The 12,656-nt window shown below is 66.8% G+C and carries 11 protein-coding genes; 6 read left to right on the forward strand and 5 right to left on the reverse strand.

Going from position 1 to position 12,656, the window contains the following annotated elements; all coding sequences use genetic code 11:
• Positions 1-56 precede the first annotated feature (56 nt).
• Genes AC5LXK_RS30265 through AC5LXK_RS30275 form a run of 3 tightly spaced genes read left to right on the forward strand, consistent with a single transcriptional unit; the run spans position 57 to position 4,277 of the window.
• Entirely contained in the window at positions 57-1,379 is a 1,323-nt protein-coding gene (locus tag AC5LXK_RS30265) for an MFS transporter (RefSeq protein WP_493392316.1), read from the forward strand.
• Positions 1,376-2,593, forward strand: coding sequence for a mandelate racemase/muconate lactonizing enzyme family protein (locus tag AC5LXK_RS30270; protein WP_493392317.1), 1,218 nt, complete (start codon positions 1,376-1,378; stop codon positions 2,591-2,593). The genes AC5LXK_RS30265 and AC5LXK_RS30270 overlap by 4 nt, the downstream gene beginning before the upstream one ends.
• Positions 2,594-2,609: 16 nt before the next feature.
• A complete protein-coding gene (locus AC5LXK_RS30275) occupies positions 2,610-4,277 on the forward strand; it encodes a GMC family oxidoreductase (protein ID WP_493392318.1) in 1,668 nt (555 codons plus the stop codon).
• A gap of 130 nt (positions 4,278-4,407) precedes the next feature.
• Here AC5LXK_RS30275 and AC5LXK_RS30280 read toward each other — a convergent pair whose 3' ends face one another.
• The 4 genes from AC5LXK_RS30280 to AC5LXK_RS30295 form a co-directional block, all read right to left on the reverse strand.
• Positions 4,408-4,710, reverse strand: a complete 303-nt coding sequence (locus AC5LXK_RS30280) for a barstar family protein (protein ID WP_493392319.1) — start codon at positions 4,708-4,710, stop codon at positions 4,408-4,410.
• A 211-nt stretch (positions 4,711-4,921) separates the two neighbouring features.
• A complete protein-coding gene (locus tag AC5LXK_RS30285) occupies positions 4,922-5,743 on the reverse strand; it encodes a quaternary amine ABC transporter ATP-binding protein (RefSeq protein ID WP_493392320.1) in 822 nt (273 codons plus the stop codon).
• A gap of 14 nt (positions 5,744-5,757) precedes the next feature.
• Positions 5,758-6,723, reverse strand: coding sequence for an ABC transporter permease (locus AC5LXK_RS30290; RefSeq protein ID WP_493392321.1), 966 nt, complete (start codon positions 6,721-6,723; stop codon positions 5,758-5,760).
• A gap of 70 nt (positions 6,724-6,793) precedes the next feature.
• The gene (locus tag AC5LXK_RS30295) at positions 6,794-7,831 is read right to left on the reverse strand and encodes an ABC transporter substrate-binding protein (protein WP_493392322.1); all 1,038 of its coding nucleotides are present in this window, start codon (positions 7,829-7,831) and stop codon (positions 6,794-6,796) included.
• Between the two features lie 571 nt (positions 7,832-8,402).
• Here AC5LXK_RS30295 and AC5LXK_RS30300 point away from each other — a divergent pair.
• The 3 genes from AC5LXK_RS30300 to AC5LXK_RS30310 all read left to right on the forward strand — a co-directional run bounded on the left by AC5LXK_RS30300 (position 8,403) and on the right by AC5LXK_RS30310 (position 11,807).
• Positions 8,403-9,554: a porin gene (locus AC5LXK_RS30300; protein WP_493392323.1), complete on the forward strand. Its 1,152-nt coding sequence runs from the start codon at positions 8,403-8,405 to the stop codon at positions 9,552-9,554.
• A 307-nt stretch (positions 9,555-9,861) separates the two neighbouring features.
• Complete coding sequence (blaOXA, locus tag AC5LXK_RS30305; RefSeq protein ID WP_493392324.1) at positions 9,862-10,671, forward strand: OXA-1043 family class D beta-lactamase; 810 nt, start codon at positions 9,862-9,864, stop codon at positions 10,669-10,671.
• Positions 10,668-11,807, forward strand: coding sequence for an acyltransferase family protein (locus AC5LXK_RS30310; protein WP_493392325.1), 1,140 nt, complete (start codon positions 10,668-10,670; stop codon positions 11,805-11,807). Before blaOXA ends, AC5LXK_RS30310 begins: the two co-directional genes overlap by 4 nt.
• A 103-nt stretch (positions 11,808-11,910) precedes the next feature.
• Here AC5LXK_RS30310 and AC5LXK_RS30315 read toward each other — a convergent pair whose 3' ends face one another.
• Positions 11,911-12,648, reverse strand: coding sequence for a hypothetical protein (locus AC5LXK_RS30315; RefSeq protein ID WP_493392326.1), 738 nt, complete (start codon positions 12,646-12,648; stop codon positions 11,911-11,913).
• Positions 12,649-12,656: the final 8 nt, after the last annotated feature.

Genomic DNA, 12,656 nt, shown 5'->3' on the forward strand with positions numbered 1-12,656 from the left:
ACACAAAACAAATCTGCAGACCTCCGAACCAAGGAAGTCTGATGGAGGAAGACATCATGCCGACCCAACCGTCGACGCCTGCCGCGTCGCTCGCGTTGCACGACGACGCACACGCGCCGCAGCACGCCCGCACGCAACGCTACCTGCAACTGCTGCTGCTCGTGATCGCCGCGGGCGCGATCTACCCGATGCTGTACCTGCGGCAGGTGTACCAGCCGACGATGCTGCAGTTCTTCCGCATCGACGACGTGCAGCTCGGCTACCTGTACTCGTCGCTCGGCACGATCTTTCTCGTCAGCTACCTGCCGAGCGGCTGGCTCGCCGACCGCCTGTCACCGCGCTGGCTAATCTGCTTCTCGCTGCTCGCCACGGGCGCGCTCGGGCTCGTCTACGCCACCGGGCCGTCGTTCGACACGCTCGTGCTGATCTTCGGCGGCTGGGGGCTGACCACCGGCCTCACGTTCTGGGCGGCCGTGATCAAGCGCGTGAACATGATCGCGGGCCCCGACGAACAGGGCCGCTTCTTCGGGCTGCTCGACGGCGGCCGCGGGCTCGTCGAGGCGCTGCTCGCGACGATCGCGATCACGCTGTTCGCCTATGTGACGCAAGCGCACGGCGGCACCGATGCGGCCGGCTTCAGGCTTGTCGTGCACCTGTATGCGTTCTTCTGCGTCGCGCTCGGCGTGCTGCTCGCACTGGTGAAGGATCCGGCGCGCGACGGCGACCGTGCCGCGGCCGCGACGCGCGCCAAGGGCAACGTACTGACCGACCTCAGGACGCTCGCGGCGATTCCCGAGCTGTGGCTCGTCGCGGCGATCGTGTTCTGCGGCTACCAGGTGTTCTGGGCGACCTACAGCTTCTCGGCATACCTGCACGAAGGCAACTTCGGGCTCAGCGCGACGGCGGCCGGATTCATCACGACGCTCAAGCTGTGGATGCGCCCAGTCGGCGGCATCGGCGGCGGCTTCCTTGGCGACCGCGTGTCGAAGGTATCCGTGCTGTTCTGGGCGCTCGTGCTCGCCGCGCTGTCGCTCGTCGGGCTGATCGCAGCGCCCGCGCACAGCCCGCAGGCGATGCTCGTCGTGCTCGTGCTGTTCATCGGCATCCTCACTTACGCGATCCGCGGCCTGTACTGGTCGCTGCTCGACGACTGCAAGGTGCCGACGCATTGCGCGGGCCTCGCGATCGGCCTGATCTCGGTGCTCGGTTACTCGCCCGACGTGTTCGTGCCGCTGATCAACGGCTACGTGACGCAGACGTACCCGGGCGCGCACGGCTACCAGCTCTATTTCGGCTATATCGCGGCGATCGCGCTCTGCGGCGCGGGCGCCGCCGCATTCCTCAAATACCGCCTCAACCGCCTCCAGGAGTCCGCATGAAGATCGTTTCGCTCGAAACCCATATCGTCGCCGTGCCGCCGCCGCATGTCGGCGGGATGTACTGGATCTTCGTGAAGCTCACGACCGATGACGGCATCGAAGGCGTCGGCGAGATCTATGCGGCAACGTTCGGCCCGAAGGCCATGGCACCGATCATCGACGACGTGTTCGACCGCTACCTGCTGAACCACGACCCGCACCACGTCGAGCGGCTGTTCCGCCAGGCATATTCGAGCGGCTTCACGCAGCGCCCCGATCTCACGATGATGGGTGTCGTCAGCGGCCTCGAGATGGCGTGCTGGGACATCATCGGCAAGGCCGCCGGCAAGCCCGTGTACGAGCTGCTCGGCGGCAAGATCCACGACCGGCTGCGCTCGTACACGTACCTGTATCCGAAGAACGCACAGGGCGAATACGACTACGACGATCCCGATCTGGCGGCCGAATGCGCGGCCGAGAACGTGAAGCTCGGCTTCACGGCCGTCAAGTTCGACCCGGCCGGCCCGTACACGGCCTACTCGGGCAACCAGTTGTCGCTGGAAGTGCTCGACCGCTGCGAGCTGTTCTGCCGGCGCGTGCGCGAGGCCGTCGGCAGCAAGGCCGACCTGCTGTTCGGCACGCACGGGCAGATGGTGCCGTCGTCGGCGATCCGGCTCGCGAAGCGGCTCGAAAAGTACGACCCGCTGTGGTTCGAGGAACCCGTGCCGCCGGGGCAGGAAGAAGCGATCGCCGAAGTCGCGAAGCACACGTCGATTCCGATCGCGACCGGCGAGCGCCTGACGACCAAGTACGAATTCCACAAGCTGCTGCAGGCCGGCGGCGCATCGATCCTGCAACTGAACGTCGCACGCGTGGGCGGCCTGCTCGAAGCGAAGAAGATCGCGACGCTCGCCGAAGTGCACTACGCGCAGATCGCGCCGCACCTGTACAACGGGCCGGTGGGTGCTGCCGCCAGCATCCAGCTCGCGACCTGCACGCCGAACTTCCTGATCCAGGAAAGCATCATGACGTGGGGCGGCTTCCATTCGGAAGTCGTGAAGACGCCGATCCGCTGGGAAGACGGCTACATCATCCCGTCGAGCGAACCGGGCCTCGGCATCGAGCTCGACATGGACGTCGTGCGTCGTCACACGCCGTACACGGGCAAGCGGCTGCACCTGCAGATGGGCGAGAAGCCCGTCGACGTGAAAGATCTCGCGCCCGCGAAAGGCTGAGCACACAGGACACGACATGAGCTACGACTACATCATCGTCGGCGCGGGCTCGGCCGGCTGCATCCTCGCGAACCGACTCAGCGAATCGGGCCGGCACTCGGTGCTGCTGCTCGAAGCGGGCGAACGCGACGCATCGTTCTGGTTCAAGGTGCCGGTCGGCTTCACGAAGACCTACTACAACCGCCGCTACAACTGGATGTACTACAGCGAGCCCGAGGCACAGCTCGCCGACCGCAAGCTGTACTGTCCGCGCGGCAAGGTGGTCGGCGGATCGGGCTCGATCAACGCGATGGTCTACGTGCGCGGCCAGCGCAGCGACTACGACGACTGGGCGAACGCCGGCAATCCGGGCTGGGCGTACGACGACGTGCTGCCGTATTTCCGCAAGCTCGAAACCCATGCGGCCGGCGCGACCGATCCGCAGCATCACGGTTCGACCGGGCCGATCCACATCACGTCGATGAAGGCCGACGTGCATCCGATCGTCCACGAGTTCCTGAAGGGCTGTGGGCAGTTGAACCTGCCGCGTACCGACGACTTCAATGGCGCGCAGTTCGAGGGCGCGGGCATCTACGACCTGAACACGAAGAACGGCGAACGCTGCTCCAGCAGCTTCGCGTACCTGCGGCCCGCGCTGGGCCGCTTGAACCTCACGCTGCGCTCGGGCGTGCTCGTGCGGCGCGTGACTTTCGACGGCACGCGTGCGACCGGCGTGGTCGTCGCGGGCGAGCAAGGCGATGAAACGCTCGTCGCCGCGCGCGAAGTGATTCTTGCGGCCGGCGCGGTCGATACGCCGAAGCTGCTGCAGCTGTCGGGCGTCGGCGATCCCGCGCTGCTCGCGCGCCACCGCGTGCCGCTCATCCATGCGCTGCCGGCCGTCGGCCGCAACCTGCAGGATCACCTGTGCGTGAGCTTCTACTTCAAGGCGAACCGGCCGACACTGAACGACGAAATGGGCACGCTGCTCGGCAAGATGAAGATTGGCTTGCGCTACCTGCTGACGAAGCGCGGCCCGCTCGCGATGAGCGTGAACCAGGCCGGCGGTTTCTTCCGCGGATCGGACGACGCGCAGGAGCCGAACCTGCAGCTGTACTTCAACCCGCTGTCGTATCGGATTCCGAAGAGCGACCGTGCGAGCATCAAGCCCGAGCCGTATTCAGGTTTCCTGATCGCGTTCAACCCGTGCCGGCCGACTAGCCGCGGCACGATCGAGATCGCATCGAACCGGGCGGAAGACGCCGCGAAGATCCACATCAACGCACTGACCACGCAGAAGGATCTCGACGAAGTCGTACAGGGCAGCAAGGTGATCCGTGCGCTGATGCGCGCGCCGGCGCTGAAGTCGATGACCGTCGAGGAAATCTCGCCGGGGCCGCAGGTCGATTCCGACGCAGCGATGCTGCAGTACTTCCGCGAGCAGTCGGGCTCGATCTACCACCTGTGCGGCTCGTGCGCGATGGGGCCCGACGCGGCGACGTCGGTCGTCGATGCGTCGCTGCGCGTGCACGGGCTGCAGGCGCTGCGGATCGTCGATGCGTCGGTGTTCCCGAACATCACGTCGGGCAACATCAACGCACCGACGATGATGGTTGCGGAGAAAGGCGCGGATCTGGTTCTGGCGGATGCGGTGCGGGGTGACATGACGGCCGCTCCGGCGAGCGCGCGCGAGACTGTCGAGCACTGACGTCCGCGCCGACGGCGATCGGCATACGCAACGACCGAACCCGTACCGTCTGACAACAGATCAGAATGGGCGACGACCCCGGTACGGATGACCCGTACCGGGGTTCTGCTTTATCGATCGTCCCGGCAATCTATGCCCAGAAAGACAACACCATCAACGGGTCGCCGCCTGCTTTCGTCGCCCGCCAATTGATGAACGCACTGCACTCCACGAGCGCGTCAAAGACCTCCCGGTTCATCGCCTTCAGTTCGGCTGCATCGTCGATGTGAAGCGACACCATGCCGTGCTCGTAGCAGTAATCGCTCATGCAATCGTTCCATGCATCCATGTTCCGGCCGTAATAAGCCGGGAAACGAAAGGTCTCCACGAAGAAGTCGTGAAACGCCGGCCAGTTCGCGATTGTCTTCCCATTCACATTGAACTTGCTTACCACGCTGTTGCCCTCCCGCATCCATACCGTTCAGCCTGCAGCCGCTGATGCGCCCGCCCGTCGCCACGGACATTGTGGCTGAGGTGCATCGTGTCAGACTTTCCGGCAACGCGTTCGTCAACCGCCAATAAAGGCCAGCATCGGCGCGCTCGCCGCAAGCAAAAAGGCGCACCGCGATACGCAGTGCGCCTTTCTCACATCCTGCCGCGATTGTTCAGTTCACACTCGTCCGCTTCTCCACAAACCTCCGCACATAATCATCCGCCGGCCGCGACAGAATATCGTCCGGCGTGCCGACCTGCACGAGCGCGCCGTCGCGCAGGATCGCGATCCGGTCGCCGATGCGCAGCGCCTCGTCGAGATCGTGCGTGATGAACACGATCGTCTTCGCCAGCGTCGCCTGCAGTTCGAGCAGCTGATCCTGCATCTCGGTGCGAATCAGCGGATCCAGCGCCGAGAACGCCTCGTCCATCAGCAGCACGTCGGTGTCGGCCGCCAGCGCGCGCGCCAGCCCGACGCGCTGCCGCATCCCGCCCGACAGCTCGTCCGGGTAATGATCGCCGTAACCGTCGAGCCCGACCTTCGTCAGCCAGTTGCGCGCCGCGTCGGCCGCGTCGTGCCGCTTCTCGCCGCGCGTGCGCAGCGCATACGCGGCGTTGTCGAGCACGGTCTGGTGCGGCAGCAGCCCGAAGTTCTGGAACACCATGCTGACCTTGAAGCGGCGCAGCTCGCGCAGCCCGTGCGCATCGAGCTTGATCACGTCGCGGCCGTCGATCACGATCTCGCCGGCCGTCGGCTCGATCAGCCGGTTGAAGTGCCGCACGAGCGTCGACTTCCCGGAGCCCGACAGTCCCATGATCACGAAGATCTCGCCGGATTCGATGCCGAGGCTCACGTCGTTGAGCCCGACGTTGCAGCCGGTTTCGGCCAGCACGTCGGCCTTGCGCTTGCCGGCCCGCAGCAGGTCGAGCACGCGCGCATGCACAGCCGGCGGCCCGAACAGCTTGTACACGTGTTTGACGTCGATGGTCTCCATGTCTGTCTCCGTTCCTATGCGCGCGACGACTGCGTCGCCTGATTCGAATCGACGCCCGCCGCCGACGCCTTGCGCGGCAGCCGGTACGGCACGCGCGACGCGCCCTTCTGCCGGCGCTGCTGCGCGAGCCGTCGCCGCGCGCGCCGTTCCTGGCCGAAGCCCTGGCTGATCCGGTCGATCACGATCGCGAGAATCACGATCGCAAGGCCGGCCTGCGTGCCCTTGCCGACGTCGAGCGTCTGGATGCCGGCCAGCACGTCCTCGCCGAGCCCGCGGGAACCGATCATCGACGCGATCACGACCATCGACAGCGCCATCATCGTCGTCTGGTTGATGCCGGCCATGATGCTCGGCCGTGCGAGCGGCAACTGCACGTTGACGAGCAATTGCCAGCGCGTGGTGCCGAACGCGCGCGCGGCTTCCGTCACGTCCGGATCGACCTGGCGGATGCCGAGATCGGTCAGGCGGATCAGCGGCGGCAGCGCGTAGATGATCGTCGCGAGGATCGCGGGCACCTTGCCGAGGCCGAACAGCATCAGCACCGGGATCAGGTACACGAAGCTCGGCAATGTCTGCATCACGTCGAGCACCGGCAGCAGCATCCGGCGCAACCAGGCGCTGCGCGAGGCCAGAATGCCGACCGGCACGCCGACCGCAACCGACAGCACCGTCGCGACGAGCATCAGCGCGAGCGTCTGCATCAGCTTGTCCCACAGGCCGAAGCAGCCGATCGCGTAGAGCAGCAGCATGAAGAGCGCGCCGAGGCCGATGCGGCGCGTCGCATTCCACGCGATCGCACCGACGACCACCAGCACGAGCCACGGCGGCGCCACACGCAGCGCACCCTCGAGCGGTACCAGCAGGTAGCGCAGCACCAGCACGCTGAAGTGATGAAAACTGTCGCCGTATTGCGCGACGAAAGTCTCGAGCGCGCTGTTGACCCAGTCGGCGATCGACAGGTGCAGGAAGAAGCCATTCATCTTGATTCTCCGTCGCGCCGCGAAGGCGCGTGACGGCGGCGGCGAGCGCGGGCCCGCCGCCGCGCGCAGGTTACGCGCCCTTCAGGCTGCCGGCGATCTTCTGCGCGACGTCGGCCGGCACCCACTGCTTCCACATGTCCGGGCGGGTCTTCAGGAACTGCGTGGCCATTGCCGCGCCGTCGATCTTCTTCGTCGTCATCTCGAGGATCGTCTGGTTCAGGAAGTCCATCGGAAAACGCACCTTGCCGAATACGCCGACGAGGTCGGGGTTCGCATCGGCGAACGGCTTCGACACGCCGACCGTGAGCCGCGACACCATGTATGACGACGCGCACTGGTGCGTGCTGCTCTCGTCGCGCAGCGTCTTCCAGCAGGCTTCGTTATAGGCCGGCATCTTCAGCGCGGTGAACTTGTATTTCGCCATCAGCGCGGCCGGGCCCCAGTAATAGAACACGATCGGCGCGCCGCGCTGGTACGCGGACGCGATCGCGGCGTCCAGCGCCGCCCCCGTGCCCGGATGGAAGTTCGTGTACGACTGGTCGAGCTTCAGCACGCGCAGCAGGCGCGTGTTCACGCGCTCGCAGTCCCAGCCGGTCGGGCAATTCAGGAAGCGGCCCTTGTCCGGCTCCTCCTCGTCGGCGAACACCTGCTTGTACTTCGGCAGATCGTCGACCGACACGAGCCCCGGCGCGACCGGCTTGATGTTGCGCGCCGGGTCGCCCTTCACCACGTAGTCGGGCACGAACCAGCCTTCGGTCGTGCCGCCCGGCAGCGTGTCGCCGATCAGCTTCACGGCACCCGACGCGACGGCCTTCGCGGTGATCTCGCTGCGGCCCGTCCACTGCTCGGCCCAGATCTGCAGGTCGTTGCGCGCGAGCGCCGTTTCGGTCGCGGCCGTGCTGCCCGGCACGACGTCCGTCTTGCAGCCGTAGCCCTTCTCCATGATCTGCCGCAGCACCTCGGTCGCGAACGACCCGCTCTCCCACGTGATGCCCGCGAAATGGACCGTCTTGCCGTCGGCGCACGCGCCGGCGGCCGCGTGGGCCGCGGGCGCGGACAGGATCGCCGCGGCGGCGAGAAGGACCGTTTTCAGTCGTCGAATCTGCATGGTGGGTCGTCTCCGAATCGAATCTGTTGTTTGTGCGTCGCGGCATGCGCGGCGGCCGGCGAATCGTGAACGCATCCACGCCCGGTCAGCCTGCATGTTTGAGCGGCCAATTTGTTTAGGGAAACGAGTAATTCCGATCATTGCAATCGGCAGCGCCAATCGATCCCCGGAAACCCTGCCAGCCCCGCCGGGCGGGCTTCCCGGCCGATCTGGCAAAGCCTGGCGCGGCCCGGTGCCGGCTGCATCTGGCCCCCGCGCGACGGTTGCCCGGCCGGCATCGGCCGACGGCATCGCGCACGCCGTTCCGGCCATCGAAACAACCCGTCGCGCCCCATTGGCGAACCCGATTCCATCCATCGAAATTACTCGCTTTCGATTCCTTTTCGGCTTGGGAAGAATGCGCGGTGTCATCGGAGGAGACACGGCCCGACGCCGCCCGTTGCCGCGCCGCCGCGCATCGCGCGATCCGGCGCCGCGCGCGCTGCGCCGGATCGCCCCGGATGACGGGGTGCGCCTCGCCGGACGCGCTCACGACAACCGATACAAGCTGGATATCCCGGAGATCTCATCAATGAAAAAGACCCTGACGGCGCTCGCCGTAACGGCAACCTTCGCCACGCCCGTGTTCGCGCAAAGCAGCGTCACGCTGTACGGCGTGATCGACGAAGGCCTGAACTACACGAACAACGTCGGCACCGGCCACGTCTACGAGATGGCGAGCGGCTACGCGCAGGGCAGCCGCTGGGGCCTGAAGGGCAACGAGGATCTCGGCGGCGGCATGAAGGCGATCTTCCAGCTCGAAAACGGCTTCGACGTGAACAGCGGCAAGCTCGGCCAGGGCGGCCGCATGTTCGGCCGCCAGGCGTACGTCGGCCTGAGCCAGACGCAGTACGGCACGCTGACGTTCGGCCGCCAGTACGACTCTGTCGTCGACTATCTCGCGCCGACCACCGCCAACGGCAACTGGGGCGGCTACCTGCTCGCGCACCCGTTCGACAACGACAACACCGACAACTCGTTCCGCCTCGACAACACGGTCAAGTACGCGAGCCCGAATTTCGGCGGCTTCACGTTCGGCGGCGCGTACAGCTTCAGCAACAGCACGAGCTTCTCGGACAACCGTGCGTACAGCTTCGGCGCGCAGTACCAGAACAACGGGCTCCTGATCGGCGCCGCGTACCTGCAGGCGAACCATCCGGGCGACGGCTCGGCCGGCGCGATCACCGCGAACGACGCGAGCTACATCGCGGAGCGCATGCGCGTGTTCGGCGCGGGCATCAACTACACGTTCGGGCCCGCGACGGTCGGCTTCGCGTACACGAACTCGAACTACAAGAACCCGACCGGCAACGGCTATCTCGGCACACCGGGCGCGATCATCGCGCCGGGGGCGACGGTCAGTGCGATCAAGTACCAGAACTTCGAGGTGAACGGGTCGTACCAGATCACGCCGGCGTTCATGGTCGGCGCGCAGTACGTGCTGTCGCTCGAGAAATACGACGCCTCGACCGGCGACGCGAAGCCGAAGATCCACTCGGTCGGGCTGATGGCCGACTACAACCTGTCGAAGCGCACCGACGTGTACGTGCAGGCCGCGTACCAGCACATCGCCGGCGACAAGACGAACTCGATCCTCGACAACGCGTTCATCCCCGGCACCGACGCGCCCTCGTCCACGTCGAACCAGTTGGCCGTGCGTCTCGCGCTGCGCCACAAGTTCTGACGCAACCCGGTTCTCCGTTCTTCACGCGACACCCGCGCCGGTCGGCCCGAGGTGTCTTCGCCCGCCCGCAGGTGCAAGCCTGCCGGCGGGTTTTTTCATGGATGACGCAACGCGTGGCCGGATCCGCCGAAAGCCGCGCGCGCTGACAACCATGACAGTTCGGGTGCCGGCGTTCCACCGATACACTGTGTACCATCCCGACGGCCGCGCTTCGCATCATCCCCGATACCGGCCGCCGCTTCGGTTGCGCACGGCGTCCCGCTTTCCGCCCGCCCCGCGCACGGTCCGCCCGCTCAAGGAGCCGCACTTGAAGTACTGGTGTCGCACGCTGTTCACCTTCGCCGCAGGCCTCCTGGCCGCCGCATCCTCTCAGGCCCGTCCCGTCTGTACCGTCGTCGCCGACGCCGCCACCGGCCAGGTGCTCGTGCAGCAGGGCGACTGCGCGACCCGCGTGACGCCCGCGTCGACGTTCAAGGTCGCCATCAGCCTGATGGGCTTCGATGCCGGCGTGCTGAAGGACGAGCACACACCCACGCTCGACTTCCACGCGGGCTACCCCGACTGGGGCGGTGCGCCGTGGCGCGAGCCCACCGACCCGGCGCGCTGGATCAAGCTGTCGGTCTTCTGGTATTCGGAGCAGGTCGCACAGGCGCTCGGGCAGGCACGCTTCCAGCAGTACACGAGCGCGTTCGGCTACGGCAACGCCGACGTCACCAGCAAGCAAGGCGAACTGAGCGGCGTGATGGGTGCGTGGGTCAACTCTTCGCTGCGGATCTCGCCGCTCGAACAGGTCGCGTTCATGCGCAAGATCGTGCGCCGCACGCTGCCCGTCAGCGCGCACGCAACCGACATGACCGAGCGCATCACGCTGATCGACGCGCAACCGGGCGGCTGGACCGTGCACGGCAAGACCGGCACCGGCTCGCCGGGCCTCAAGTACGACGCCGCGCACGCGTACGGCTGGTTCGTCGGCTGGGCCACGAAGGGGCCGCGCACGCTGGTATTCGCGAACCTGATCCAGGACGACAAGCGGCAGACGCCGAATGCCGGCCTGCGCTCGCGCGACACGTTCCTCGCCGCGCTGCCGGCGCTTGCCGAACCGGGCCGCGCACAATGAGCGCCGGGCCGCGTAACGCTCGGATCGACCTGCTGCGCGGCGTGTCGATCCTGCTCGTGCTGCTACATCACTTCAACATCGCGTATCCGCTGCGCGACACGGCGCTCGCGCGCGTGTTCGGCTGGGATGCGATCCATGCGATCGTGCGCAACGGCAACTACGGCGTGACGATGTTCTTCGCGATCTCGGGCTACCTGATCACGTCGAATGCGCGCCGCCGCTGGGGCAGCCTCGGCGCGCTCGACGTGCGCGCGTTCTATGTGTCGCGTGTCGCGCGGATCGTCCCCTGCCTGCTCCTGCTGCTCGCGCTCGTCAACGGCCTCGCGGCAGCCGGCGTACCGATCTTCACGAACCATGCGCCGCAGGGCATCGCCGTGTCGTACTGGCTCGTGAATCTCGCATCGCTCACGTTCTGGATGAACGTGCTGATCGGCGCGTACGGATGGGTCAATTACGCACTCGGCGTGCTGTGGTCGCTGTCGGTCGAAGAGGTGTTCTACCTGTCGTTTCCGCTGCTGTGCATCGCGTTGCGCCGCGACGCGCGGCTGGTCGCGTTCTGGCTGCTGATTGCGGCGATCGGTCCCGTGTACCGCTACACGCATCCGGGCGACGAAGGCGGGTTCCTCTACGCGTACTTCGCGTGCTTCGACGGCATCGCGATCGGCTGCTGCACCGCGCTGCTGGCCGAGCGCGCGCACTGGCAGCGGCTGGCGGCCGCGCCCGTGCAATGGCTCGTCGCGGCGCTGATGGCCGTGCTCTATCTCGCGTGGCCGATCGCCGAAAGCCACGTACTCGGAGTCTCCGCAATGGCGCTCGGCACGGCCGCGCTGCTGATCGGTGCGCATGCCGAACGCGCACCCGCACACGGCCGCGTGCTCGCGGCGCTGCGCTGGAGCGGCCGGCTCAGCTACGAGCTGTATCTGTTCCACCTGATCGTGCTCGGCGCGCTGCGCACGTTCCGGCCGCCTTCGGCGATGCACGGCGACGGCAAGCTCGCGTTGCTCGTCGCGTATCTGGCGCTGTCGGCCGGATTGAGCACGGCGATCGCGCGTGGTTATGCGGCGCCGCTCGACCGCTTGATCAAGCGGGTCGCGTTACGGCCGGCGGCGCACGTGACGGACAGTGCGCGCGTGTAGCGTCCCGCGCATGACGGCGAGCAAAGAAAAATCGGCCAGGACCCGGCCGTATCGTGCAACGATACGGCCGGCCTGACCGCAAGCCCCGCCAACGACACTTCGATCAATCGAGATAATCCGCGTATTCCTTGCGCGCGTAACCGGCGAGCGTTTGCCACGGCAGCGTGTCCCGCCGCGCAGCCGGTGCCGGCGTCAGCGTCAGCTTGCGTACGGCGCGCCCGTCCGCACTCCGGTATTCGACCGACAGCGGCGCCTGCAGCCGTTCGCTCCACAGGATCCGGTTCACCCCGCGCGCACCGGGCGTGTCGACCGCCTGCTCGTACCAGACGGTACCGGGCGCATTGCCGCGCTTCGCGACCGCGAGCCGCTTCAGCTGCGACGGCGGCGTGACGTAGTACGCGTTGTCCCACGAGCCGTCGAAGCCCGTGGTTTCGTACTCGGCCGGCGGCACGCTGACGACCGTCCGGTTCGCGGCGTCCACGTACTCGATGCGCGCCGTCTTGCCGTCGTACGTGACGTGCCGCGCGGCCGCCTGGAAGTTGAAGTGCTTGTGGCCCGCGTGAGCCGCGGCCGGCTGCACACCGGCGCGCCGGCCGGCGTCGTGGTCATGGTCGTGATCGTCGCCATGACTGCCGCCCGCCACCGCGGCGGGCAGCACGCGCTCGACCCACACGTGCCCGTCGCGCCGCACCATCCGTTCGCGATACGACGTCGTGCGCGTCACGCCGTCGGCCGTGACCGTACGGCTTTCGTGCTGCAACACGGCGTCGAGATCGGCCGCGGCAAAGGCCGGCAGCGCGGCCAGTCCGCAAGCGAGCGCACAGAGAAGCTGACGTTTCATCGATCGTT

It is taken from the genome of Burkholderia pulmonis (genome assembly GCF_984667975.1).